Origin of the sequence: Leisingera aquimarina DSM 24565, assembly GCF_000473165.1 — a bacterium.
Lineage (GTDB): Bacteria > Pseudomonadota > Alphaproteobacteria > Rhodobacterales > Rhodobacteraceae > Leisingera > Leisingera aquimarina.
Map to the genome: position 1 here is coordinate 2,491,381 of NZ_KI421504.1, position 24,005 is coordinate 2,515,385.

The following is a 24,005-nucleotide window of genomic DNA, read 5'->3' on the forward strand; positions in this document are numbered from 1 at the left end:
AAACCGGAATGCCGGCAGTGCTCCGCCGCCATGGAGTAAATAAGCCCGGCCCAGCGGGGGGCGCTGAACCGGGCCGGTGCCGGGGCGCTGACGATCATGTGACCGGCCGGGCCTTGGCACTGTAACCTGAACTTTGGCCGCAAATGGCCAGGGTCAGTAGTCCTCCTGTCCCTGCTGCCACGCCTTGGCAAGGTTGCCAAACCGGGTGAACTGCGCCTCGAACGACAGCTCCACAGTGCCGATGGGGCCGTGGCGCTGCTTGCCGACGATCACTTCGGCCTTGGCGTGCAGCCGTTCCATCGCCTGCTTCCACTCTTCCATCTTGTCCAGCTCATGATCGCCGGGTTTTTCCCGTTCCTTGTAGTATTCCTCGCGGAACACGAACATCACCACGTCGGCGTCCTGTTCGATCGAGCCTGATTCCCGCAGGTCCGACAGCTGGGGACGTTTGTCGTCGCGGTTTTCCACTTGGCGCGACAGCTGCGACAGCGCGATCACCGGAATGTTCAATTCCTTGGCAATCGCCTTCATCCCCATTGAGATTTCGGCAATCTCGTTCACCCGGTTTTCGGCCATGCCGCGGCAGAGCTGCAGATAGTCGATCACCAGAAGGTCCAGCCCATGCGTCCGTTTCAGGCGGCGCGCCCGTGCGGCGAGCTGCGAAATCGGAATTGCGGGCGTGTCATCAATGAACAGCGGGCAGCTTTCCAGATCCTTGGCCGCCTGCACAAAGCGGCGGAATTCGCTCTCGGTCATGTCGCCCTGACGGATCTTATGCGAGGAGATTTCCGACGCTTCGGCCAGAATACGCCCCGCCAGCTGCTCGGCGCTCATCTCGAGCGAGAAAAAGCCCACGACGCCGCCGTCCAGCGCGCCTTCGGATCCGTCCGGTTTCACCCCGCGTTTATATGCCTTGGCGACGTTGAAGGCGATGTTGGTCGCCAGTGACGTCTTCCCCATAGAGGGGCGGCCCGCGAGGATAAGAAGGTCCGAGGGATGCAGGCCGCCAAGTTGCTTGTCGAGGTCCATCAGGCCCGTCGAGATGCCGGCCATGCCGCCACCCCGCTGATACGCCTCGTTGGTCACATTAACCGCTTCTGTGACGGCTTTCAGGAACGACTTGAAACCGCTTTCGGTCTGGCCCTGCTCGGCCAGCTGATACAGCGATTGCTCTGCCTCAACGATCTGCTCTTTTGGTTCCGACGCCACGTCCACGCGGCGCGCCTTTTCTGCAATGCTCTGGCCCAGGGCGATCAGCTCGCGGCGGATCGCCAGATCGTAGATCATCTGCGCATAGTCCCGCACCGCAAAGGCCGAGATCGACGCGCCGGCAAGCTTGGCCAGATAGGCCGGGCCGCCCAGCTCTTTCAGCCCTTCGTGGTCCTCCAGGAACGCCTTCAGCGTCACCGGCGAGGCCAGCGCGTTCTTGGAGATCCGCGCCGCGGCCACCTCATAGATCCGGGCATGCACCGGATCATAGAAATGCGACGAGTTGATGATCAGCGCGATCTTGTCATAGACCTCGTTGTTGGTCAGGATCGCACCCAGCAGCTGCTGTTCAGCCTCCACCGAATGCGGCAGCTCATTGTCCGGCATCGCAGATTGCGGTGCGGCAGGTTCCGGCATCGGGGCCGGAGGCGGCATATCGCCGTCGAAAGGGGTAATCTCGTTCATCACTGCTCTCGTCACTAAGCCCGCCTTATAGGGCGCAAAGGGCGTTTCTCCTATCTGGGAATCTCTGTGGATCCCTTGTGGATATCCGCACGGGGCCTGTGGGCTGTTTACCGGAAAGGCCAGCAAGCCTGCCCTATGCAGACTACATGATGTGGCTCGATCTGGGATGATTTCTATATCTGCACGCTGTTCGGCGCCGGAAATTGATTCGAGGCGGCCTTGTCCACAGGCCGCCCCGTAACGCTTTCCCTAACGTTAAGCGGATTTATGCGCGTCCTGCCAGGCGCGCGGATCCTTCAGGAAGGTTTCCACCTCATCCAGTGTTTCGGTGCTGAAGGCAGCTTGCGCGCGCGCCTCTGCCAGCACGTCCCACCAGGTGCACAGGTAATGCAGCTCAACCCCGTGGTCGCCCAGCGTCTTAGTGGTTTCCGGGAAGATGTCGTAGTAGAAAATCACCGCGGTGTGGCCGCAGGAGGCGCCGGTTTCGCGGATCGCATCCACAAACGACAGTTTTGAGCCGCCATCGGTGGTCAGATCCTCCACCAGCAGCACCCGTTCGCCTTCGTTCATCGCGCCCTCAATGCGGGCGTTCTTGCCGTAACCTTTGGGTTTCTTGCGCACATAGGTCATCGGCAGCGCCATGCGTTCTGCGACCAGCGCGGCAAAGGGAATACCCGCGGTCTCGCCGCCGGAGATGTTGTCGAAGGCTTCAAAGCCTGCGTTGCGCATCACGGTAACGGTCATGAAATCCATCAGCGTCGAGCGGATGCGCGGAAAGGAGATCAGCTTGCGGCAGTCGATATAGCTGGGCGAGGGCAGGCCGGACGCCAGCGTATAAGGCGTCTCGGTGTTGAAGTTCACCGCTCCGATTTCCAGCAGCATCCGGGCCGACAGGCGGGCGATTTCTTCGGGGGACGGATAGGACGAGGGGATCATGGCGGCAGGCATCCTTTGCGGCAGCGGTTTTGCTGTCCATAAACCGGAACGCCGCCGGTTTGAAGCCCCGGCGGTGGCTTGCGGCACTGCGCGGGCCGCAATCCGGCCCGCGCAGTGCTTGGGTCAATCAAAAGATGAAATCATTGGCCGACAGATCGGCCATCGAGACATCTTCCAGCGTAATGGTATTGCCGCGGTTGTCGCTGATCACCGCGTCGCCATCGCTGTTTTCCGACAGGTGATTGTTCTTCAGATCGCGGAAATGCTTGATGGTGCTGACGTCCGAGAGGTCGATCTTTTCTTTGCGGCCACGGGTCTGGAAATCGGCGATGGTGTCATCGCCAAAGCGGTTGTTGTACACAAAGCAGTCCGCACCGCCGCCGCCCTTAAGCAGATCGTCGCCGCTGCCGCCGTCCAGCGTATCGCGCCCGCTGCCGCCGATCAGCCGGTCATTCTGCCTGCCGCCAGTCAGCTCGTCATGGCCGCCGCCGCCAACCAGCTTGTCGCGGCCGCTGCCGCCGTCCAGCGTATCGTTGCCGCCCGCACCCTTCAGCGTGTCATTGCCGCCAAGGCCGGACAGCGCATCCGCATCCGCGTCGCCGCTAAGCAGATCATCCCCGCTGCTGCCGATAGGGGAGCCGCTGCCGCTGGTCTCCACCCCGGGAAGCGAGGCCCAGGCAATCGGCGTGTTCTGGGCTAGGTCGCCTGTCGCCGGGATGCCGGTCCAGTGATGCACATAGGTGTGGTAGTCACTGAGGCTGTTCAGTTCCGGAAAGGGCGTGCCACCCAGCTCCACGGTGTACATCGTGTAATTGGAGCCATCCATATGGTCAAAGCTGGTAAATTCCCAGACGGTAGTTTGTTTGCCCTGCCAGGACACCTGCCCAAGGAGGCCGATAATTTCAGAATCGGTGAAATCGACACCATCGACCACAAAGCTGTCATAGCTTGCATACAGATCCACCAACGGGAGGTCGTCGTTGTAAATTTCGGTAATCGAATAGGAGAATGCCGGGCTGTCCGTCACGATTGTGATTTCAACGTCTTTTTTGAATCCGACATCGTAGTCTGTTTGAGCGTTAATTGTGACCGCCGACGCCTTGAGTGTATAAGTTGTCATCTTCTTTATCTCGCAGGAGTAGTTTAATGATACCCTACCGGCATTCCGCGTGAGGGCGCTGAAATCATTATTGTTTTTCGAAGATTCGGCAATGCGCCGGTTTCTGTGAATGTCTCACGATCAGAGTGTTGACTTCCGGTTCAGGCCGCCGGGGGCAGGTTTCCGGGAGCGGCTGCGCGGCCGATTTGACGCTTTTGCAATGCTGGGTAGATTTCCGGTTTGCCAAAACTCCAACACGCATGAAGGGATCAATGGTTTGCATGACGCTTTTGGCGCAGCCGGGTCCACGGGCGGACTGCCGGCAGGACCGGAAGGCGCGGAAAATATCAGCTGGGTAAACGGCGTATTAAGCCCATGGCGCTGGCACATGGGAGCCGCAGCTGCATTGGGTTCCAGGTAATGCGGCAAAAGCCGCCATGCACCGGCTTGGGCGGCCCTGCCATTCAGAATGGCCCGGGCGCGGTATGAAACCGCGCCCGGGGCAGGTTTGTCAAAAGATGAAATCGTTGGCCGACAGATCGGAGATCGCAACGTCTTCCAGGGTGATTGTGTTGCCGCGGTTGTCGCTGATCACCGCGTCGCCATCGCTGTTTTCCGACAGGTGATTGTTCTTCAGATCGCGGAAATGCTTGATGGTGCCGACGTCCGAGAGGTCGATCTTTTCCTTTCGGCCACGGGTCGAGAAATCAGATACCGTATCGTCCCCGAAGGTGCCTTTGAAGATGAACCGGTCTGCACCGCCTTCGCCGGACAGCAGATCGTTGCCGCCGTCACCATTGATTCTGTCCCGGCCGCTGCCGCCATAGATCGTGTCATTTCCGCCTTTGCCGGACAGGGTGTCGTTGCCGCCCAGCCCCATCAGCCGGTTGCCGCCCCCATGGCCAATCAGATTGTCCGCGCTTTCGGTGCCGCGCGCATTTTCGATGCTTTTCAGCGTGTCGCGGTCGCCGAACCCGTCTATGGCAAAACCTTTGGACAGATTGACGGTTGCCCCGTCCTCGCCGCCGTAACGTTCGTCGCGGTCATAGCGGACTTCATCGCGGCCCTTGCCGCCTTTGATGGTGTCGTTGCCTTCGATCCCGCGGAAGGTGTTGTTTTTGCCGCTGCCGCTAAGGCTGTCGTCAAAAGCCGATCCGCGCAGAACTTCGATGCTTTTCAAAGTATCGGTTCTGCCCCAGCCATCGGTGGCCTTGCCGGTGCCAAGATGCGCGGTCACACCATTGGGATCCCAGGTATAGGCGACCTGATCAAAGCTGCCCTTGCCGCCATTATAGGTATCACGCCCGTCGGAGCTGGAAAAATAGTCGTCGCCTGCACCGCCGCTGAAGATGTCGCGGCCGGGGGTGCCCCAGAATTCATCGTCCTGGCTTGTGGTTGCGCCGTCGATTGATGACCAGGCGATGTTCTGGCCCGGCCCGACGGCGCCGACGGGGTCCGACAGGCCGGTGATCGAGCCGTCGAAGTCATTCCAATCGGACAGATTGCTGATATCCGGAATCTGCGGCCCGTCGATGACAAAATAGAATTCGGTATCGCTGTTGCTGCCGGTTTCAAAAGCAAGGATCAGCACCGTGCTGGTGCCGCCAGGCCAGGTGACACGGGTGATCTGGGTTTCTTCCGACACAACCGTGAACCCCGGAGCGTCGAGGTTCTGGCCGTCCGCGATGACTTGCTGGATATCGTCGGACACATTGATGAATGCTACGCCGTCCTCATCATGGCCGGTGATCGAATAGGAGAATGTCGAAGATGCGGAGGAAACGATGATCGATGCGTCGATCTCTTTGGCGGCGACAGCATTGCCATTGCCGTAATCAACCCGCAGCCCACTGAACGTAAATGTTGTCATACTCTTGCCCTTCACCGGAAAACAGCCAGCTGCAGCCGCTGGCAGAAACTAATGGCCAGAAAACTGAATGAGGACGCTGATTCCCGGCAAGGGCAAGGTTAAATGAACTCAGGGGATAATAAACGGGTGTTGCTATTCCGCATGCCAGTGAACATCGAACCCCGGATCAAACACCGTCACCGGACCCTCTCCGGTTTCGATCTTTTCCGGGAAATCCACAGCCGCATCTGACTTGCTTAAGCTCAACGTCTCATCACTGACCGGCAGGCCGTAAAACGCCGGGCCGTTTTCCGAGGCAAAACCCGCCAGCTTGTCCAGCGCGCTTTCTTCTTCGAACACATGCGCCAGCAGCGGCATGGTGTTGGTGGCGGTGAAACAGCCGGCGCAGCCGCAGGCGCTTTCCTTGTTCGGATCGGTATGCGGCGCGGAATCGGTGCCCAGGAAGAACCGCGCATCGCCCGAGGTTGCAGCGGCGCGCAAGGCCTGCCGGTGCTCTTCGCGTTTGGCAACAGGCAGGCAGTAATAATGCGGTTTGATGCCGCCCACCAGGATGTGGTTGCGGTTGATGATCAGATGATGCGTGGTGATCGTAGCCCCCAGACCGGCGGCGTTGGATTTCACATAGTCCACACCGTTCTTTGTGGTGATATGCTCCATCACCACCCGCAAACCGGGCGTGGATTTGCGGATCGGGTCCAGCACCCGGTCGATGAACACGGCCTCGCGGTCGAAAATGTCGATGTCCGCATCTGTGACTTCGCCATGCACGCACAGCGGCAGGCCGATCTCGGCCATCTTTTCCAGCACGCCGCGCACCTTGTTGAAATCGCTGACGCCCGAGGCCGAATTGGTGGTGGCACCGGCCGGATAGAGCTTCACCGCTTTCACCAGGCCAGAGGCATGGGCGGCGGCGACATCTGCCGGATCGGTGTCCTCGGTCAGGTATAGCGTCATCAGCGGCTCGAACGCCATGCCCTCAGGCAGCGCGGCCAGAATGCGCTCGCGGTAGGCGGCGGCCTGATCCCCGGTCACCACCGGCGGCACCAGGTTCGGCATGATGATTGCGCGGCCGAAATGGCGGGCGGTTTCGGGCAGAACGGCCTTCAGCATCGCGCCGTCGCGCAGATGCAGATGCCAGTCGTCGGGGCGGGGGATGGTCAGCGTCTCGGTCATGAGGCCCGCGTTAGCACATGCCGGCCTGGAAAAGAAGCGGCGGAATGCGCCGCTCAGTGTTTGGCAGGAAAGGTGAACCCGCCGTCCTCAGCGCGCTTTTCCAGTTCCTGCAGGCGGCGGCGGAACCGCGGTGCCCGCATCCGCTCGGTCACATTGCGGCACAACAGCACCATCAGAAACGGGCGGTCCTGCCGCTCCAGGTTTTTCAGCAGGTTGCGCAGGAAGAACGAGTTGTTGCGGCGGTTGCGCAGCAGCTTGTGAAAGGCGCCGCCGGTCAGCTTGCGGCTGCCTGCCAGCGACAGGATGTGATACAGCATCTCCATCTCGATCAGCCGGGTCTGCACCGCATCGCCCAAATGCGGCACCCGCAGCCGGGTCACGTTCTTGCGCGCAAACAGCGAGGCATGCATGGCGTCCAGCCGTTCCTGCGGGTCATAGATCACATAGGCCTGATCAGCGGCGTCCAGCATGTCAGGCGCATAGCCGTACCGGTCGGTGAAGGACAGGCGCCGCATTTCGCCAAAGCGGTCGTCCCATTCGGTCATCCGCGGGTCCAGCGTCGCCTGCGGCTGCACCGCCACCACCACGGCACCGGGCGAAGCCACGGAATAGGCCGCCGCCGCATAGCCGCAGGGGCCCGCGCCGTAAAAGATCACTTTGTCGAACTCGTCGAAAAACCCGTCGTCGATCAGCTGGTCAAAGAAACCGTAGATGCGGCCTTCGCGGAACCAGGTGTCGCCGTCCGACACCACGCACATATGCGACCAGCCCAGGTTCTTCACCAGGTCGAACCCCAGCGGCTGCGCCTGGTCGGACAGGTTGTGGATGCCCTGCATGGTTTCAAACGTCACCAAAAGCGTATTGCCCTGATCAATGAAGGTGGCGAAATGCTTGTCGCCCAGCGGCTGGTACATGCCATGCTCTTCGGCCAAAGCCGCCATCCGGGCCTTCCACTGGGCCGGATTCAGCCCGGAAAGGTCTTCATCCAGATTATCAAGTCCGTCCTGCATGCCTGCTGTCCTCTTTGCCCCCAAAGGGTCCCTGCCTGCTGTTCGGATTTACATTTAGGTGACAATTAAGGCCAAAATTGGAAAAACCCATGCCTGAATGAGGCGGCGGGCGGCTCTTTCGACGGCCTTTTGCCAGGGGGCGATGGAGCCTCAGCTGCTGTCTTCCAGCGGCTGCTGTCCGGCTTGGCCCGGGATGGCAAAGCCGCGCAGCAGTTCTGCTGCAGCCGGGCTTACCGGGCGGGCAGGGGGCGTCATCAGCAGCCGTGCAAACAACGCCCGGCAAGGCTCCTGTGTCATCAGCCCGGCAAACCTGGCATGACGCCAGGCCACCGCCCCGCTGTGCAGCCGGGCCAGGTCCGGATCCTCCATCAGTCCGGCCCGAACGCCCGCACAGGCAGTACCGTACCGGGCAATGGAGGTATCCTCGGCGCTGCAGTAATTCCGTTCAACCCAGTAATCCATACCCAGCTCCGCCTGCCGGTTGACCCTTCCGCGGTCAGCCTTCAGCACATAGCTCTCCATCGCTCCCAGCGGGTAGTGATTCAGCTGCGCCAGCCTCCCGTTGGGCTGGCCGTAATTGGAAAACAGCCGTTTGGTCTTGAATGCCTTGCCCAGTTCGCGGCCTTCGCAGTCATACCAGCGGAAACTGTCCAGCTGCGCCGTGCTGCGGATGTCGCGGGGCCGGTGAACACCGCATTTACGGTAGGTGCCGTCATTGCGGTACAGCGTCTTGAACATCACCGCCCGCCACGGCCAGTGAATGACCTCCGGCGCGCAGCGGGTGAACTGTTCGGTCACCGGCGCATCTTCGAACCGCACGATGCCGGCATTGCCGAACAGCCGCCAGGTCAGCGTCACCGCATCCGCCTCCGGCAGCGCCGCCAGCAGATCCGCCACGGTGCCATCGCCGGTCTTGATGCAGACAAATTCGTCGATATCCAGCACCAGCACCCAATCGGCCTGTTTCATCAGCGGATGCCTGTCGGCTTGCTTCAGCGCGGTGAACTGAATGCCGCCCTTGTCATAGGGTCCCTCGTTGCGCTGGTGGGTCAGCTGCCCCATCTCCTGCAGGCGGTCCAGCATCTGATCGGTGCCGTCCTGGCAATTGTTTGAAAATACCAGGAAATCGGTGAAACCCGCAGCCCGGTGATGGGCCAGCCACTCAAGCAGAAATGCACCCTCATTGCGCACGCAAAGGATTGCCAGAACCCGCATGCCTATGCGCCCGCCCGGGCAGGATGGCGCAGCTTAGGCTGAGTGTATGACGCGCTGTGCATGGCTGGCTTCTCTGTCTCTCTGTCCCCGCAGGTTGCGGGTTGCTGGCGGCAGTTTTACCCGGCAGGTCCGGTTATACAACCGCTGCCGTCAGCCGCAGCCGCCCCGTCAGCCGCAGCGTCGCAGCAGCACACGGCTTGACCGATGCCGCGCCGCATGGCCTGTTGGCCGGGAAAAGGAGGTCACCCATGCAGCAGGCGCAATCCATCGATCAGATTCAGACCATGCTCTCGAACCAGGGTTACGTCTGCGGCAGGTCCTTGGCCACCGTGGTGTTCCTGTCGCTGAAACTGGGCCGCCCGCTGTTCCTGGAGGGCGAGGCCGGCACCGGCAAGACCGAGATTGCCAAGGCCCTGGCCGCCAGCCTCGGCCGCCGCCTGATCCGGCTGCAATGCTACGAGGGTCTGGATGCCGCCAGCGCCGTCTATGAATGGAACTTCGCCGCCCAGATGGTCGCCATCCGCACTGCCGAGGCCGCAGGCAGCGCCGAACGCTCCGCCCTGCAGGCGGAACTGTTCTCGGCTGACTACCTCATAGAACGGCCGCTGTTGCAGGCGATGCGCCCGGATGAGCACGGCGCGCCCGTCCTGCTGATCGATGAACTCGACCGTACCGACGAACCGTTTGAGGCTTTCCTGCTGGAAGCGCTCAGCGATTTTCAGGTCACCATCCCCGAGCTTGGCACCATCCAGGCGCCGGAGCCGCCCATCGTCATCCTCACCTCCAACCGCACCCGCGAGGTGCACGACGCCCTGAAGCGCCGCTGCCTCTACCACTGGGTCGATTACCCGGATTTCACCCGCGAGGTCGAAATCCTCAACGCCCGCGCTCCGGAAGCCAGCGCGCAGCTCAGCCGCGAGATCGTCGCCTTCGTGCAATCCTTGCGCACCGAGGATCTGTTTAAGAAACCAGGCGTCGCCGAAACCATCGACTGGGCCAACTGCCTCTTGGCGCTTGACGTCATTGCCCTCAGCCCCGAGGTGATCGCCGACACCCTCGGCGCCATCCTGAAATACCAGGACGACATCGCCCGTCTGCACGGCTCCGAAGCCAAGCGTATCCTCGACCAGGCCAAGGCAGATCTGGACGCCGCCTGATGTTTCAATTTTCGGAAATACTCTGGGGGTATGGGGGCAAAGCCCCCATGAAGTGCCCTAGTGCCTGACACCGCGCCGCTCACCCTGCCGGACCACCCCAAGCTGGTCCAGAATCTCACCCATTTCGCCCGCGCCCTGCGCAAGGCCGGCCTGCCGGTCGGGCCAGGCCGGGTGCTGGATGCGGTGCAGGCGGTGGCCGCCGCGGGCTTTACCAGCCGGACGGATTTCTACTGGTCCCTGCATGCCTGTTTTGTCACCAAGCCCGAGCAGCGGGTGGTCTTCGCCCAGGTCTTCCGCCTGTTCTGGCGCGACCCCCGGTACCTTGAACACATGATGGCCGCCATGCTGCCCGCCATCCGCGGCGTGCAGGAGGACCGCGCCGCCAAACCCGCCGAAAAACGCGCGGCGCAGGCGCTGCTGGACGGCATGCAGAACCCGCCTGAAGGGCCGGAGAGCGATGAGGAGGGCACCGAGGCCGAGGTGGATTCCACGCTCACCATATCGGCGGAGGAACGGCTCAGAACCCTCGATTTCGAACAGATGAGCACCGCAGAGGCTGCAGCCGCGAAACGCATCCTTTCCCAACTGACCCTGCCGGTAACACCGATCCAGTCGCGCCGCCTGATGGCATCGCCGCAGGGGACACGCCCCGACTGGCGCCGCACCCTGCGCAACGCCGCCCGCCAGGGCGGCGACCTGCACGCCATGGCGCGCGCCAAGCGCCGCATCCGCTGGCCCAATCTGGTGGTGCTCTGCGATATCTCCGGCTCGATGAGCCAGTACAGCCGCATCATCCTGCATTTCCTGCACGCCGCGGCCAATGCAAAAGGACAGGGCTGGGCCAGGGTGCATGGTTTCACCTTCGGCACCCGCCTGACGAATATCACCCGCCATCTGCATCAGCGCGACGTGGATGCAGCGCTGACCGCCGCGGGCTCGGAGGCGCAGGACTGGGAAGGCGGCACGCGGATCGGCGACTGCCTGCACGCCTTCAACCGCGACTGGTCGCGCCGTGTCATGGGGCAGGGGGCGGTGGTGCTCTTGATCACTGACGGGCTGGACCGCGGCGACCCGGACGCGCTAGCGCGTGAAATGCAGCGGCTGCAGCTGTCGTCGCGCCGCCTGATCTGGCTCAACCCCTTGCTGCGCTGGGACGGCTTTGCTCCCAGGGCGCAAGGTATCCGCGCCATGCTGCCCTATGCCGACAGCTTCCGTGCGGGCCACTCCATCGCCTCGCTGCAGGATCTGGCGCAGGTGATCTCCAGCCCCTCGGATGCGGGCGAGAAAGCCCGGCTGATGGCGATGCTCGGCCAATAAATTCCAAAAATGGAATGCGATTTGATCTGAATCAATCAGCCCGCCGCCGCTCTATTGTATTCCAAATTCGGAATGTAATGTGCGAAAGGAGCTGACATGTCTCTCAACTGGAAAGCCGGAGGCCTCTTGCTGGGGCTGGTGTTTTTCCTGGCAGTGCTGCTGGTCAAACCTATCGGGGTCTCGACGCAATTTGTGATCCTCGACGGCATCATCGCGGACGCGGTGAACCCTGACCTGGTGACGCGGGCTGCCGAAGGCACCACCTCAACAAATGCTTATCTGGCGAAATCGGACGGTAAGTATGCCAAGGCCGTCGCCAGCCCGCTCAATTACAGCTTTGTCTTTGTGCTGGCGATGGCGCTGGGCGGTTTGCTGTCGGCCAAACTGCGCGGCGGGATCCCGCAAGCGGACCGCAGCGTGCCCGCCCTGTGGCGCGCCAACTTCGGCGGCTGTCAGGTGAAACGCTACGCTGCGGCTTTCTTGGGCGGATTCATCGTGCTTTATGGCGCCCGCCTCGCAGGCGGCTGCACTTCGGGGCACATGATGTCCGGCATGATGCAGACCGCGCTCTCCGGCTACATCTTCGCCGCCGGAGCCTTTGCCGCTGCCATCCCCGTCTCACTGCTGCTGTTCAAAAAGGAGGCCTGAGCCATGACAACCATCCTATTGGCAATTGTGACCGGCGCAGCCTTTGGCGCGGTGCTGGACCGGGTGGGGGCCTCCAACCCCGACTATATCGGCAAGATGCTGAACCTCACAAATCTGAACCTGGCCAAGGCCATCCTGCTGGCAATCGGCACCGGCTCGGTGCTGATGTTCGGCGGCCAGATGGCGGGGCTGGTGGATGTCGGCCACATGTCGGTCAAAACCGCCTATGCCGGCGTCTTTATCGGCGGGCTGATGCTGGGTGCCGGCTGGGCGCTGGCGGGCTATTGCCCCGGCACCGGTGTCGTCGCTGCCGCTTCGGGCCGCAAGGACGCGCTGTTCTTCATCGCGGGCGGGCTTTTGGGCGCTGCCGCCTATATGGTGACTTATCCGGCGTGGAAGGCCAGCGGCCTGTTGGATAATATCGCGGGCGGCAAGGTCACCCTCGGCATCGTTCCCGGCGCAAAATACGAAGGGCTGATGGCGCTGCCCGGCGATCTGCTGGGGATCATCCTGGGTCTTGGGTTTATCGCCTTGGCCTTTGCGCTGCCAGAACGGCTGGTGCCGCAAAAGGCTTCACCGCAACCGGCGGAGTAACCGCCCCTCACGCAAGATCCAGGCGCCCGCCCGTTCCGGCGGGCGTTTTCTGTTTGGGTGCCGCAACTTCTTGCTTGAAACCAAGGCGGTGAACCCCGACCTTTGAGGTTCAAAGCCGGGCAAACCGGCGGGGAGGACGCCGCATGCAGACCGCAAGCCCATTTGAAAACGCTCCTGAGACTGCCTTGGAATGGCACCGTGCCGGTACAGGTGCGGCATTGGCCACGGTTGTGCAGACCTGGGGCTCGGCTCCGCGCCGCACCGGGTCGCAGCTGGCGGTCTCGGGGGACGGACGTATCGAAGGTTCCGTCTCCGGCGGCTGCGTCGAAGGCGCCGTGGTGGCCGAAGCACTTGATGCACTGCAGGACGGCAATCACCGGCTGCTGGAATACGGCGTCAGCGACGCGGACGCCTTTGCCGTCGGCCTCGCCTGCGGCGGCACTATCAAGGTGCTGGTGGAACCGGTTGGCTCTGCGCTGCCGGTGGGTCTGCTGCAGAGGCTGGTAGAGGCCCGCGCCAACCGCGCGCCCGTGGCCTATGAGGTGAACCTCACCACCGGTGCCCGCCGCCTGGCGCGCGGCGAGTACCCTGACCGGATGCGATTGGACCGCTCCGGGGTGGAGGAAGACGGTGAGACCTTTGTGGCCGTTCACAACCCGCCGCTGCGGCTGGTCTGCGTCGGTGCGGTCCACATTACCCAAGCCTTGGTGCCGATGGCGCGGATCGCCGGCTATGACCCGGTGATCATCGACCCGCGCGCGGCCTTCGCCTCGCCCGAACGGTTCCCCGGCGAGACGCTGATGGACGATTGGCCGGACGAGGCGGTGGAAAAACTCGGCCTCGACACCCGCACCGCCGTGGTGCTGCTGACCCATGACCCGAAACTGGACGACCCGGCGCTGCAGGCGGCGCTGAGGGCGGATGTCTTCTACATCGGCGCGCTGGGTAGCAAGAAAACTCACGCCGCCCGCACCGCCCGGATGCAAGAGGCCGGGTTCACCGAAGGCCAAATCAGCCGTATCCACGGTCCCATCGGCCTGGATATCGGCGCCGCGGGACCGGCGGAAATCGCCGTGTCCATCCTCGCAGAAATGACCGCCGTTTTGCGCGGCAAACAGCCATGAGGTTCGGCCCCGTTCCCCTGAAGGATGCCGAGGGCGCCATCCTTGCGCATTCCTTGCAGGGCGCCAGCCGCAAGGTCGCCAAAGGCACGGTGCTGAGGACTGATGACCTGCAAGACCTCGCCGCTGCCGGTCACACGGACCTCACCGTGGCCCGGCTGGACCCCGCCGATATCCACGAGGATGCGGCGGCAGCGGCGCTGGCGAATGCGCTGGTACCCGACCCGTCCGCGCAGGGCATCCGTGTCTCGGGTGCCGGCACCGGGCGGGTCAACCTCTATGCCGCTGGCGCCGGGCTGGTGCGGCTGGACCGGACCAGGCTGGAGGCGGTCAACGCAGCCGATCCGATGATCACCGTTGCCACCGTGCCGGATTATCACCGGGCGGACGCAGACGGAATGCTGGCCACGATCAAGATCATCTCCTATGGCGTCGCGGCCGATGCCATCCGCCGCGCCAGCGAAGGCGCAGGGGACGCCATCCGGGTGCTGCCGCCGGTGTTCTCCTCCGCAACGCTGATTGAAACGCAGGTGACTGAAGAGACGCCGCCGGACAAAGGCCGCGCCGCGATGGCCGGGCGCCTGCACCGGATGGGCATCCCCCTGTCACCACGCGTGGTGGTGCCGCACCAGGAGGACGCGCTGGCTGGGGCCATCACAAACGCACCGGGACAGCTGGTGCTGGTGCTGACCGGCTCGGCGACCTCAGACACCCACGATGTGGCGCCTGAGGCGTTGCGCAAGGCAGGCGGCAGCGTCACCCGTTTCGGAATGCCGGTCGATCCCGGCAACCTGCTGTTTCTGGGCAGCTTTCAGGACAGGCCGGTCATTGGTCTGCCGGGCTGCGCGCGCTCTCCGGCGCTCAACGGCGCGGACTGGGTGCTGGAGCGGGTGATCTGCGGCCTGCCCGTCACCGCTGCTGATATCGCCGCGATGGGCGTCGGTGGGCTGCTGAAGGAGATTCCCACCCGCCCGATGCCGCGCCGCGATGCAGAAGGCTGAATGCGGCGCTGCGGCACGAGATTTGTGACGCAAGGTCACAACCTTGGGTAAACCCTGCTGACGCGAATTTGCGCCGCAACCCCGCCGGAAAACACTTCGCGGATCGCAGTACCCGTGCTTAACTCCCCCCAGCCAGACAAAAACAAGCTAAAGGGAGGGTACTATGGCCAAGGTCTCAATGACCGTGAACGGCAAGGCTGCCAGCGGCGATGTGGAGGGGCGCACGCTGCTGTCCGCATTCCTGCGCGAGGAGCTGGGCCTGACCGGCACCCATGTGGGCTGCGACACCAGCCAGTGCGGCGCCTGCGTTGTGCATGTGGACGGCCAGGCGGTGAAAGCCTGCACCATGCTGGCGCTGGAGGCCGAGGGTTCGGAGGTTGCCACCATCGAAGGGCAGGCCAATGCCGACGGCTCGCTGAATACAATCCAGCAGGCGTTCCAGGACCATCACGGGCTGCAATGCGGTTTCTGCACCCCGGGCATGGTGATGTCGGCGGCAGCACTGCTGAAAGACAACCCCAAGCCCAGCGAAGGGGAGATCCGCGACTACCTGGAAGGCAACCTGTGCCGCTGCACCGGCTACCACAATATCGTCAAGGCGATCATGGCGGCCTCGGGCCAGGATGTCTCCTCCATCGCGGCGGAGTGACATGTGACGACCCCAGGCCGCCTGCCGGCCTGAGCTGAACAAGGAGAAAGTTACCAAGAGGTGCGCCAGTGGCAGCACCCTCCAGGGAGGAAGACCAGACATGCCCAAGGACAATGACAGCGGCATCGGCGCCAGCCCCAAGCGGCGCGAGGACGTGCGGTTCCTGACAGGAGCCGGGAACTATACCGACGACATCAACGTGAACGGCCAGGCCTATGTGCATTTCCTGCGCGCGGATGTGGCCCATGCAACCATCAATTCCATCGATACATCTGCCGCGGCTAAGATGCCCGGCGTGGTGAAGATATTCACCGGCGCCGATTTCGCCGAGGTCGGCGGCATCCCCTGCGGCTGGGGCGTGACCGACCGTCACGGCAACCCGCAGCAGGAGCCGCGGCATCCGATCATTGCCGACGGCACCATCCGCCATGTAGGCGAGATTGTTGCGGCAGTTGTGGCGGATACAGTTGAGCAGGCCCGCGATGCAGCCGAAGCGATTGAGCTGAACCTCAGCGACAAGCCCGCGGTGGTCAATATGGCCGGGGCCTTGGCCGAAGACAGCACCAAAGTGCATGAGGATCTGACCTCAAACCTCTGTTATGACTGGGTGTTCGGCAATGATGATGATACTGCGGTGCAGGCAGCCTTTGACAGTGCTGCCCATGTGACGACGCTGGATCTGGTCAACAACCGTCTGGTGGCCAACCCGATGGAACCGCGCGTCGCAATTGGTGAATACACCCGCGGCACGGATGAATACACGCTCCACACCACCAGCCAGAACCCGCATGTGATCCGCCTTTTGATGTGCGCCTTTGTGCTGGGTCTGCCGGAACATAAAGTCCGGGTGGTGGCCCCTGATGTGGGCGGCGGCTTTGGCTCCAAGATCTTCCACTATGCCGAGGAAGCCTTTTGCACCCATGCAGCCAAGGCCTGCGGGCGGGCGGTGAAATGGACCTCGACCCGGTCCGAGGCGTTTATCTCCGACGCCCATGGCCGCGATCATGTGACCAAGATCGAGCTGGCGCTGGACGCGGACAACAACTTCACTGCGCTGCGCACCAATACGATGGCCAATATGGGCGCGTATCTGTCGACCTTCTCGACCTCGGTGCCCAGCTACCTGCATGGCACCCTGATGGCGGGGAACTACAAGACGCCGGTGGTGCAGGTGAACGTCAAGACCGTCTTCACCAACACGGTGCCGGTGGATGCCTACCGCGGCGCCGGCCGGCCCGAGGCGACCTATCAGCTGGAGCGCGTCATCGACAAGGCCGCGCGCGAGCTGGGCACCGACCCGATTGCCCTGCGGCGCCAGAACTTCATCACCGAGTTCCCCTATGAAACCCCGGTGGCGCTGACCTATGACACCGGCGACTACGTGGCGACCATGGACAAGCTGGAACAGGTTGCCGATGTGGCAGGCTTTGCCGCCCGCCGTGCCGCAAGCGAAGCCAAGGGCAGGCTCCGCGGCTTTGGTGTGAACTGCTATATCGAGGCCTGCGGCATTGCGCCCTCCAACATCGTTGGCATGCTGGGCGCTCGCGCGGGGCTGTATGACGCCGCCACCGTGCGGGTCAATGCCACCGGCACCATCAGCGTCTTTGTCGGCGCCCATAGCCACGGGCAGGGGCATGAGACGTCTTTCCCGCAAGTGGTGGCGGAGATGATCGGCATTGATGAAAGCATGGTCGACATTGTGCATGGCGACACCGGAAGGGTGCCCTTTGGCATGGGCACCTACGGCTCGCGCTCCATCGCGGTCTGCGGCTCGGCGATGGTGCGGGCAACCGAGAAGATCATCAACAAGGCCAAGAAGATCGCGGCCCACCTGATGGAGGCCTCGGACGCCGATATCGAGCTGAAGGACGGCCAGTTCACCGTTGCCGGCACCGATAAATCGGTGGCCTGGGGCGATGTCACCCTGACCGCCTATGTCCCCCACAACTACCCGCTGGAGGAGCTGGAACCGGGGCTGGAGGAAACCGCGTTTTACGACCCCGCGAACTTCACCTATCCGGCCGGCGCCTATGCCTGCGAAGTGGAAGTGGACCCCGATACCGGCAAGGTCAGCATCGAACGCTTTGCTGCTGCCGATGATTTCGGCAATATCATCAACCCGATGATCGTTGACGGCCAGGTCCATGGCGGGCTGGGGCAGGGCATCGGCCAGGCGCTCTTGGAAAACGCCGCCTATGACGAGGACGGCCAGCTGCTGTCGGCCTCCTACATGGACTACGCCATGCCAAGGGCCGATGATGTGCCGTTCTACCAGGTGGATCATTCTTGCCAGACGCCCTGCACACATAATCCATTGGGCGTGAAGGGCTGCGGTGAGGCCGGGGCCATTGGCTCGCCGCCTGCAGTGGTCAACGCGGTCGTCGACGCGCTGCAGTCGGGGGGCAAGGAAGTCACCCATATCGACATGCCGCTGAGCCCCTCGCGGGTCTGGTCGGCGATGAACGGGTAAGGGTTCACGGGGGCTCTGCCCCCGCACCCCCGGAGTATTTTTAACCAGAAAGAAGAGGTCGCGGCCTCTTGCTCTTTGGGAAGGATGACAAGATGTATGAATTCGAGTTTGAGAAGCCCTCAACCGTCGCCGAGGCCGTGGCCGCGCTGGCAGATGAGGACGCGCAGGCGCTGGGCGGCGGACAGACGCTGATTCCGACGCTGAAGCAGCGGCTGGCGATGCCGTCGAAACTGGTGAGCCTGACCGGCATAGACGGGATGAAGGGTGTCAGCGGCGGTGACGGGATGCTGAGCATCGGTGGCGCCACCACCCATGCGGAGGTGGCCGAAGCCGCGGCAGATGCCTATCCGGCATTGGCAGCATTGGCGGGCCAAATCGGCGATCCGGCAGTTCGGAACCGCGGCACCATTGGCGGCTCATTGGCCAACAATGATCCGGCGGCCTGTTATCCGGCGGCAGCACTGGGCAGCGGTGCGACGATCATGACCAACCGGCGTGAAATCACTGCGGACGATTATTTCCGCGGGCTGTTTGAGACCGCTTTGGAAGACGGCGAGATCATCACCGCGGTGCGCTTCCCGGTGCCGCAGAAGGCCAGCTATCAGAAGTTCCTGCAGCCGGCCTCGCGCTTTGCTCTGGTCGGGGTGTTTGCAGCGAAATACGCGGCGGGCGTGCGGGTGGCGGTCACCGGTGCCTCCGAGGAGGGCGTGTTCCGCTGGAATGAGGCGGAAGCCGCGCTGGATGCGGATTTTACGCCGGAGGCGCTTGATGGCCTCAGCGTGGATGCCGGCAGCATGATGGCGGATCTGCACGGCTCCAAAGCGTACCGCGCTCATCTGGTCGGGGTGATGGCCAAACGCGCTGTGGCGGCTGCAGCTTGATAGTTTGAACAGGGCAGGCACCGGGAGGCCGGTGTCTGCCGGATGCGGCAGCTAGTGCCGCAGGTAGCCGGAGATTTCTTCCAGCAGAGTCTGCGTCTTGCCTGATAGTTCGCGGATTTCGGTAGCGATCACCGCAAACCCCTTGCCCATATCGCCGATCCGCGCCGCCTCGATCGAGGCGTTGAAGGAGATGAACTTGATATTGCGGCCGACCCCTTCGGCATTGGCGATGGTTGTCCGCATGTTCTGCTCGCGCTCTTCCTCGCGCATCTGCTGGGCGTCGCAGAAGGTCTGGACCAACTGGCTGAGAAAGCTGGATACGGCCGGTTCCAGCCGGTAGAGGCAGAGGCCCGCAAGGTCCGGGATCCGGCGCACATTCTCCAGCGGGCCGCCCTCAGGCTGGGAGATGGCGCTGTGCAGGGGGGCGAGCACGTCCAGGCAGGCCTGGCGCTTGGCTTCCAGATCCTTGGGCAGGCTGTAGCTGCACTCCTGCAGCAGGCTGTCCAGGCCGCTGCTGAGCATCGCATGGGCCGCTGCAATGCGCTGCACCGACAAGATCAGAACGTCCGTGGCGCTGCCGGCATCCGCGTCTTTCGGATCCTGCGCCAGGGCCAGCAGAGACAGCGCGGCGATGCGGCTGGGGCCGACGGCCATGAAAGCGGTGTTCTGTACGTCGGATAAACTTTTCATGCCTGCACCTTAATGACCATGCAGACCCTTCTAACGGGCAGGCGTTAAGGCTGCGCTAACTTGCGATGGCTGCGGCAAAAGAAAAGCCCCGCAGCGGCGCTGCGGGGCTGAATACCTGTCTTGAAGGCGGCCGGATTACTTGTTCGGCAGCGGGCCGATCATCATGATCATCTGACGGCCTTCCATCTTGGGCATGTTCTCGACCTTGCCCAGTTCCTTGATGTCTTCCGCAACCCGTTCCAAAAGCTCGCGGCCCAGGTTCTGGTGTGCCATCTCGCGGCCCCGGAAGCGCAGGGTGACTTTCACCTTGTCGCCGTTTTCCAGGAACTTGTAGACGTTGCGCATTTTCACATCGTAGTCATGAGTGTCCGTGTTGGGACGGAACTTGACCTCTTTGACCTCGATGATCTTTTGCTTCTTGCGGGCTTCGCTCTCGCGTTTCTGCTGTTCATACTTGAACTTGCCAAAGTCCATGATCTTGCACACGGGCGGGTTGGCATTGGGCGAGATTTCCACCAGATCCAATCCGGCCTCGGCGGCCATTTCCATGGCTCTGGCGGGGGTCACAACCCCTGCGTTATCGCCATCGGCGCCAATCAGGCGGATTTCGGAGGCACGGATTTTTTCGTTGACGCGCGGGCCGGTGTCGCGTTGCGGCGGCGCGTTATGAGGTCTGCGGGCTATGACTGCGATCCTTCTGTCATTGCAAAAAGTGCGGGAACGCTACTGCCCCCGCGCGTGTGATTCAAGGCTTATAGGCGGTATGGCTGCAGGAAAGCCGCATTTCAAGGCCGCATATCGCAAATGGCCCTGAAAACGGGCGCGAACCCTGGCCGGACGGCCGCGTGGCGCTGCGGGACAGCATCCTGAAAAGGCGGGAATGCGGCGGGGTTCCGCCAGTTGCGGGACCGGCGGGCGGCAGCTGGCCGCCCGTGATGCAGGCCTGGGAAACTTCCCCCTTGAGTGCTGCGGCGCAGGGCGCCATCTGGCAGGCAGATGCTGCGGATGGCGCGGCCAGGCCGGCAACGCCGGTAAACGGAAGGAGTGTATTATGAAACAGTTATTGATCCTGATTGCGCTAGGGGCTGCTGCTGTGGGCGGATATGTGCTGCTGAACGGCCAGGGGGCGCAGGACCCGGCACCTGCCGAGGCACCGGCCGTGCAAGAGGAACAGAGCAGCACAGCGCCGGAAGCGGCAGACGAGGAAAGCGCGGCTCCGGCCGAGCAGGCTGTGGAAGATGCGGCCGACGCCGTTGAGGGTGCTATCGAATCCGGTGCCGAAGCTGCCGGCGCAGCTGTTGATGCAGTGCAGGACACTGTAAGCGAGGCGGCGGAAGCCGCGGCTGAAGCAGCAGGCAATGCGGTTGATGCGGCCCAGGGCACGGCTGATGCAGCATCGGATGCAGTGCAGGATACCACAGAGGCTGCCCAAGGCGCGGCAGAGACTGCAGCCGGCGCGGCAGAGGCCGCTCAGGATGCCGCATCCGAGGCGCTGGACAGTGCAGCCGGCACCGCACAGGAGCTGCTGAACCAGTCCGGCGCGGCGGAAACCGAAAGCACTGCGGGCGGCGATTGAACCGGGCCGTAAGCTGCGTCAGGCCATAAATCGATCCTGGCCGCTAGGCACGAAACGCAACCGGCGGCAGGCATCATGCCCTGCCGCCGGAAGTTTGTGGCCGAATTTACGGCCGCGGATCAGTGGGGGCGGGCCTGCGCCTGCTGCGCGACACGGGCCATATGGTCCAGCGGGGCCTGATCGCTTGGCTGCGGCTGCGGCGCCAGGAAGGCTAGAAAGGTTTCCCAGCCGGCACTGTTGCCGCCTTGTTTGCGGGCGCGCTGGATTTGCAGCTGGGCCACGCCGATCAGATCCAGCGGCTTGGCGCCGTCGTAGGCGCTGCCGGTGATGGTGGCCAGATGGCTGCGGAACCGCTTGCCCATGGAGTTCAGCAGCAGCATCGGCGAGGTCACCGGATGGCCGGCCTGCACCAGCGCGTCAAACATCTCGTCAATGTCGCCGGGTGCAATGGCGCGTGCATCATAGCGGGCCTTGACGCCTGCAATCCGCTCCGGGACCGTCGGCTGCACCTGGCCGGGACGGGCCTGGAACCCTGCAACCGCTGCTTTGACGCGGGCTTTGCCCGCCTCTGTTCTGACGGACTGGAAAACGGGCGGCTGCCCCGAGGTCAATTCGTTCTGCATGTTTCGTTGCTCCGTTCTGGATCTCAGCAACCGGAATACAGAATCATCCCCAACAAAAGATAAACGGGAGGCGGCAGCCCCCCGTCAAAATAGTGTCAAAATCCGGGCAGCGCCCCGGCGCGGGATCAGTCGAGAAAGGCTTTTTCGACCACGAAATGCGCCGGTTTCGAGTTGGCGCCTTCTTCCAGCCCATAGGTGTTCTCAAAGAGATCCTTGAGCTCCAGATTGAACGCCAGGTTGCCGCAGATCATCGCACGGTCGCTTTCGGGGTTCAGCGGCGGCACGCCAAGTTCGGCAAACGCCTCGCCCGAGCGCATCAGGTCGGTGATGCGGCCCATCTTGGGGCTCTCTTCGCGGGTGGTGGTCGGGTAATACTTGATCTTCTTCCAGAAGCCTTCGCCGATCACCTCGTTCAGCAGCTCGTCATCCTTCAGGCCTTCGATCAGTTCGCGGCCATAGGTCAGCTCACCGGTGGTGCGGCAGGTGTGTGTGATGATCACCTCGTCGTAATCTTCATAGGTCTGCGGCTCGCGCAGGAGCGAGGCAAAGGGTGCAAAGCCGGTGCCGGTGGCAAAAAACCAGATCCGCTTGCCGGGCAGCAGCGCGTCATGCACCAGGGTGCCAACGGGTTTGGGGCGCAGGATGATCTCGTCGCCCGGCTGGATGTGCTGCAAGCGCGAGGTCAGCGGGCCGTCTTCCACCTTGATCGAGTAGAACTCCATTTCCTCGTCCCAGCTGGGGGAGGCGATGGAATAGGCGCGCAGCAGGGGTTTCACCTTGCCGGTCTTAGGATCGGGATCATTCATCAGGCCGATCATCACAAATTCGCCCGAGCGGAACCGCAGCGAGGCCGGGCGGGTCACCTTGAAGGAGAACAGCTTGTCGGTCCAGTGCTTCACTTGCGTGACGGTCTGGGCGTCGGGCAGGGCCGGTTTGGCCTTTTCCGGTGCGGGCGTGGTTGCGGTGTCGGTCACGGATGTCATCTCATTCATCGGTTGCACTGCCGGAGGAGTAGCCGGCACCTCTGATTAGTCTTTGATACAGGTCAGGAAAACCCCTTGGTTTGCCAAACCGGCCCCGCGCTGAACGCAACGGAACCGGTTTGGCAAAGGTTTTCCCGGGCTCGGGAGGGCTGGCTTAGCGGGCAGCGGTGCTGCCGCGCAGGCGGGCCTGATAGCTGTGGTCTTTCCAGTTTGCGCGGGCCAGCCACTGGTCTTCGGGCTGGCGGGCGGCCAGATCATCGCTCAGCTCCACCTCGTCAAACCCCGAACGGCGGGCCATCGCGTACTGGTCGGCGATCACATGGCCAAAGGCGCGCAGGCGGCCCTCATAGCCCTTCAGCCGCAGCTGGCGGGCCAGGGTAAAGCCGCGGCCGTCGGCAAAGCTGGGGAAGCTGATCCGCACCAGCTCCACGCCGCCCAGCGACACGTCGTTCAGATTGGCATCCGAGGCCAGCTCCAGCACGTCTGAGCCCTCAAAGCCGCCAGTCCAGTCGTCGGCGGCAAAGCCGGTGTCGGTCACGATAACAGTCATCTCACTCACGCTCCTGTGCGTACCATTTGGCCGTCCACCACGTGGATGCCGCATTCTTCCTTGTTTTCCCCGCGCCAGCGCCCGGCGCGCGGGTCTTCGCCTTCCTTGACCGGGCTGGTGCAGGGCGCGCAGCCGATCGACGGGTATCCCTTGGCCACCAGCGGATGGCGGGGCAGGCGGTTTTCATCCATATAAGCGCGCACGTCTTCCGGCGCCCAATGGGCCAGCGGGTTGATCTTGAGCCGTCCGGTTCCGTCCTCGACCTCGAAGAACTCAAGGGCGGCGCGGGTGCCGGCCTGGAACCGTTTGCGGCCGGTGATCCAGCCGTCATAGCCCGACAGCGCCTTTTGCAGCGGGATGGTCTTGCGCAGGGCGCAGCAGGCGTCCTTGTCGCTGAATTTCAAGGCCCCATAGGGGTCTTTTTCGGCGATATCATCGGCGCGGATAATGCGCAGATTGCGCAGGCCCAGCCGCTCGCTCACCTCCTGCTGATAGATCAGCGTCTCGGTGAACAGCAGTTCGGTGTCCACGAATACAACCGGTGTCATCGGGTCGATGACCGCGGCCATATGTAACAGCACCACAGATTCCGCGCCGAAAGAGGAGACCAGAGCGATATGGCCCGCGTCCTTCAATGCGCCTTCCATCACCGAGGTGGCCGAATGGTGGCGGAAGCGCGCATTCAGCGCCTCTGCCTTGGCGGCCAGCTCCCGGTCCCGGGGGCTGACAGGCTCCCCGGCGGGCTTGTTTCCGGCTGTGTCGAACATC

At 63.0% G+C, this 24,005-nt stretch carries 23 protein-coding genes; 10 read left to right on the forward strand and 13 right to left on the reverse strand.

The features are described from left to right. Window positions 1-153: 153 nt before the first annotated feature. From AQUI_RS0116410 to AQUI_RS0116445, 7 genes are all read right to left on the reverse strand, one after another. Window positions 154-1,674, reverse strand: a complete 1,521-nt coding sequence (locus tag AQUI_RS0116410; RefSeq protein WP_027258481.1) for a replicative DNA helicase — start codon at window positions 1,672-1,674, stop codon at window positions 154-156. Window positions 1,675-1,929: 255 nt separating this feature from the next. Beyond that, window positions 1,930-2,610 carry an orotate phosphoribosyltransferase gene (locus AQUI_RS0116415; protein WP_027258482.1) on the reverse strand — a complete coding sequence of 227 codons (681 nt, stop codon included), beginning with the start codon at window positions 2,608-2,610 and terminating at the stop codon, window positions 1,930-1,932. A 127-nt stretch (window positions 2,611-2,737) separates the two neighbouring features. Then, window positions 2,738-3,730: a calcium-binding protein gene (locus AQUI_RS29355; RefSeq protein WP_051371919.1), complete on the reverse strand. Its 993-nt coding sequence runs from the start codon at window positions 3,728-3,730 to the stop codon at window positions 2,738-2,740. A 490-nt stretch (window positions 3,731-4,220) separates the two neighbouring features. Further along, entirely contained in the window at window positions 4,221-5,579 is a 1,359-nt protein-coding gene (locus AQUI_RS29360; RefSeq protein WP_051371920.1) for a calcium-binding protein, read from the reverse strand. A 132-nt stretch (window positions 5,580-5,711) separates the two neighbouring features. Then, complete coding sequence (pyrC, locus tag AQUI_RS0116435; RefSeq protein WP_027258484.1) at window positions 5,712-6,752, reverse strand: dihydroorotase; 1,041 nt, start codon at window positions 6,750-6,752, stop codon at window positions 5,712-5,714. A 53-nt stretch (window positions 6,753-6,805) separates the two neighbouring features. Beyond that, window positions 6,806-7,762: a hypothetical protein gene (locus tag AQUI_RS0116440; RefSeq protein ID WP_027258485.1), complete on the reverse strand. Its 957-nt coding sequence runs from the start codon at window positions 7,760-7,762 to the stop codon at window positions 6,806-6,808. 150 nt (window positions 7,763-7,912) lie between these two features. Then, on the reverse strand, window positions 7,913-8,977 hold the full coding sequence (locus AQUI_RS0116445) for a glycosyltransferase family 2 protein (protein WP_027258486.1): 1,065 nt from the start codon (window positions 8,975-8,977) through the stop codon (window positions 7,913-7,915). Window positions 8,978-9,225: 248 nt separating this feature from the next. Here AQUI_RS0116445 and AQUI_RS0116450 point away from each other — a divergent pair, with 248 nt between their 5' ends. From AQUI_RS0116450 to AQUI_RS0116490, 9 genes are all read left to right on the forward strand, one after another. After that, window positions 9,226-10,134 carry an AAA family ATPase gene (locus AQUI_RS0116450; protein WP_027258487.1) on the forward strand — a complete coding sequence of 303 codons (909 nt, stop codon included), beginning with the start codon at window positions 9,226-9,228 and terminating at the stop codon, window positions 10,132-10,134. Window positions 10,135-10,194: 60 nt separating this feature from the next. Continuing rightward, on the forward strand, window positions 10,195-11,451 hold the full coding sequence (locus AQUI_RS0116455; protein WP_027258488.1) for a vWA domain-containing protein: 1,257 nt from the start codon (window positions 10,195-10,197) through the stop codon (window positions 11,449-11,451). 96 nt (window positions 11,452-11,547) lie between these two features. Next, window positions 11,548-12,099 carry a YeeE/YedE thiosulfate transporter family protein gene (locus AQUI_RS0116460; RefSeq protein WP_027258489.1) on the forward strand — a complete coding sequence of 184 codons (552 nt, stop codon included), beginning with the start codon at window positions 11,548-11,550 and terminating at the stop codon, window positions 12,097-12,099. Window positions 12,100-12,102: 3 nt separating this feature from the next. Next, window positions 12,103-12,693, forward strand: a complete 591-nt coding sequence (locus tag AQUI_RS0116465) for a DUF6691 family protein (protein WP_027258490.1) — start codon at window positions 12,103-12,105, stop codon at window positions 12,691-12,693. Window positions 12,694-12,836: 143 nt separating this feature from the next. After that, the gene (locus tag AQUI_RS0116470) at window positions 12,837-13,817 is read left to right on the forward strand and encodes an XdhC family protein (RefSeq protein WP_027258491.1); all 981 of its coding nucleotides are present in this window, start codon (window positions 12,837-12,839) and stop codon (window positions 13,815-13,817) included. Next, window positions 13,814-14,815, forward strand: a complete 1,002-nt coding sequence (locus AQUI_RS0116475) for a molybdopterin-binding protein (protein WP_027258492.1) — start codon at window positions 13,814-13,816, stop codon at window positions 14,813-14,815. Before AQUI_RS0116470 ends, AQUI_RS0116475 begins: the two co-directional genes overlap by 4 nt. 163 nt (window positions 14,816-14,978) lie before the next feature. After that, the gene (locus AQUI_RS0116480) at window positions 14,979-15,464 is read left to right on the forward strand and encodes a (2Fe-2S)-binding protein (RefSeq protein ID WP_027258493.1); all 486 of its coding nucleotides are present in this window, start codon (window positions 14,979-14,981) and stop codon (window positions 15,462-15,464) included. A 100-nt stretch (window positions 15,465-15,564) separates the two neighbouring features. Next, the gene (locus AQUI_RS0116485; RefSeq protein ID WP_027258494.1) at window positions 15,565-17,934 is read left to right on the forward strand and encodes a xanthine dehydrogenase family protein molybdopterin-binding subunit; all 2,370 of its coding nucleotides are present in this window, start codon (window positions 15,565-15,567) and stop codon (window positions 17,932-17,934) included. Window positions 17,935-18,026: 92 nt separating this feature from the next. Then, the gene (locus AQUI_RS0116490) at window positions 18,027-18,815 is read left to right on the forward strand and encodes an FAD binding domain-containing protein (RefSeq protein ID WP_027258495.1); all 789 of its coding nucleotides are present in this window, start codon (window positions 18,027-18,029) and stop codon (window positions 18,813-18,815) included. 51 nt (window positions 18,816-18,866) lie between these two features. Here AQUI_RS0116490 and AQUI_RS32270 read toward each other — a convergent pair whose 3' ends face one another. Next, window positions 18,867-19,505 carry a methyl-accepting chemotaxis protein gene (locus AQUI_RS32270; RefSeq protein ID WP_027258496.1) on the reverse strand — a complete coding sequence of 213 codons (639 nt, stop codon included), beginning with the start codon at window positions 19,503-19,505 and terminating at the stop codon, window positions 18,867-18,869. A gap of 135 nt (window positions 19,506-19,640) precedes the next feature. Continuing rightward, complete coding sequence (gene infC, locus AQUI_RS0116500) at window positions 19,641-20,198, reverse strand: translation initiation factor IF-3 (RefSeq protein ID WP_425411839.1); 558 nt, start codon at window positions 20,196-20,198, stop codon at window positions 19,641-19,643. 358 nt (window positions 20,199-20,556) lie between these two features. Between infC and AQUI_RS28230 the strand changes: the two genes are divergently transcribed. Then, window positions 20,557-21,081, forward strand: a complete 525-nt coding sequence (locus AQUI_RS28230) for a hypothetical protein (protein WP_156916855.1) — start codon at window positions 20,557-20,559, stop codon at window positions 21,079-21,081. A gap of 119 nt (window positions 21,082-21,200) precedes the next feature. On the opposite strand, the gene AQUI_RS0116510 is transcribed toward AQUI_RS28230, so the two are convergent. The 4 genes from AQUI_RS0116510 to AQUI_RS0116525 all read right to left on the reverse strand — a co-directional run bounded on the left by AQUI_RS0116510 (window position 21,201) and on the right by AQUI_RS0116525 (window position 24,004). Then, window positions 21,201-21,704, reverse strand: coding sequence for a hypothetical protein (locus AQUI_RS0116510; RefSeq protein ID WP_027258498.1), 504 nt, complete (start codon window positions 21,702-21,704; stop codon window positions 21,201-21,203). A gap of 125 nt (window positions 21,705-21,829) precedes the next feature. Next, window positions 21,830-22,696: a ferredoxin--NADP reductase gene (locus AQUI_RS0116515; protein ID WP_027258499.1), complete on the reverse strand. Its 867-nt coding sequence runs from the start codon at window positions 22,694-22,696 to the stop codon at window positions 21,830-21,832. Between the two features lie 145 nt (window positions 22,697-22,841). Further along, complete coding sequence (locus AQUI_RS0116520) at window positions 22,842-23,237, reverse strand: DUF934 domain-containing protein (RefSeq protein WP_027258500.1); 396 nt, start codon at window positions 23,235-23,237, stop codon at window positions 22,842-22,844. A gap of 5 nt (window positions 23,238-23,242) precedes the next feature. Beyond that, a complete protein-coding gene (locus AQUI_RS0116525) occupies window positions 23,243-24,004 on the reverse strand; it encodes a phosphoadenylyl-sulfate reductase (RefSeq protein WP_027258501.1) in 762 nt (253 codons plus the stop codon). Window position 24,005: the final 1 nt, after the last annotated feature.

Coding starts and splice junctions, on each gene's coding strand:
- AQUI_RS0116410 (WP_027258481.1), bottom strand. CDS start 1,674: ATGAACGAGATTACCCCTTTCGACGGCGATATGCCGCCTCCGGCCCCG.
- AQUI_RS0116415 (WP_027258482.1), bottom strand. CDS start 2,610: ATGATCCCCTCGTCCTATCCGTCCCCCGAAGAAATCGCCCGCCTGTCG.
- AQUI_RS29355 (WP_051371919.1), bottom strand. CDS start 3,730: ATGACAACTTATACACTCAAGGCGTCGGCGGTCACAATTAACGCTCAA.
- AQUI_RS29360 (WP_051371920.1), bottom strand. CDS start 5,579: ATGACAACATTTACGTTCAGTGGGCTGCGGGTTGATTACGGCAATGGC.
- pyrC (WP_027258484.1), bottom strand. CDS start 6,752: ATGACCGAGACGCTGACCATCCCCCGCCCCGACGACTGGCATCTGCAT.
- AQUI_RS0116440 (WP_027258485.1), bottom strand. CDS start 7,762: ATGCAGGACGGACTTGATAATCTGGATGAAGACCTTTCCGGGCTGAAT.
- AQUI_RS0116445 (WP_027258486.1), bottom strand. CDS start 8,977: ATGCGGGTTCTGGCAATCCTTTGCGTGCGCAATGAGGGTGCATTTCTG.
- AQUI_RS0116450 (WP_027258487.1), top strand. CDS start 9,226: ATGCAGCAGGCGCAATCCATCGATCAGATTCAGACCATGCTCTCGAAC.
- AQUI_RS0116460 (WP_027258489.1), top strand. CDS start 11,548: ATGTCTCTCAACTGGAAAGCCGGAGGCCTCTTGCTGGGGCTGGTGTTT.
- AQUI_RS0116465 (WP_027258490.1), top strand. CDS start 12,103: ATGACAACCATCCTATTGGCAATTGTGACCGGCGCAGCCTTTGGCGCG.
- AQUI_RS0116470 (WP_027258491.1), top strand. CDS start 12,837: ATGCAGACCGCAAGCCCATTTGAAAACGCTCCTGAGACTGCCTTGGAA.
- AQUI_RS0116475 (WP_027258492.1), top strand. CDS start 13,814: ATGAGGTTCGGCCCCGTTCCCCTGAAGGATGCCGAGGGCGCCATCCTT.
- AQUI_RS0116480 (WP_027258493.1), top strand. CDS start 14,979: ATGGCCAAGGTCTCAATGACCGTGAACGGCAAGGCTGCCAGCGGCGAT.
- AQUI_RS0116485 (WP_027258494.1), top strand. CDS start 15,565: ATGCCCAAGGACAATGACAGCGGCATCGGCGCCAGCCCCAAGCGGCGC.
- AQUI_RS0116490 (WP_027258495.1), top strand. CDS start 18,027: ATGTATGAATTCGAGTTTGAGAAGCCCTCAACCGTCGCCGAGGCCGTG.
- AQUI_RS32270 (WP_027258496.1), bottom strand. CDS start 19,505: ATGAAAAGTTTATCCGACGTACAGAACACCGCTTTCATGGCCGTCGGC.
- AQUI_RS28230 (WP_156916855.1), top strand. CDS start 20,557: ATGAAACAGTTATTGATCCTGATTGCGCTAGGGGCTGCTGCTGTGGGC.
- AQUI_RS0116510 (WP_027258498.1), bottom strand. CDS start 21,704: ATGCAGAACGAATTGACCTCGGGGCAGCCGCCCGTTTTCCAGTCCGTC.
- AQUI_RS0116515 (WP_027258499.1), bottom strand. CDS start 22,696: ATGAATGAGATGACATCCGTGACCGACACCGCAACCACGCCCGCACCG.
- AQUI_RS0116520 (WP_027258500.1), bottom strand. CDS start 23,237: ATGACTGTTATCGTGACCGACACCGGCTTTGCCGCCGACGACTGGACT.
- AQUI_RS0116525 (WP_027258501.1), bottom strand. CDS start 24,004: ATGTTCGACACAGCCGGAAACAAGCCCGCCGGGGAGCCTGTCAGCCCC.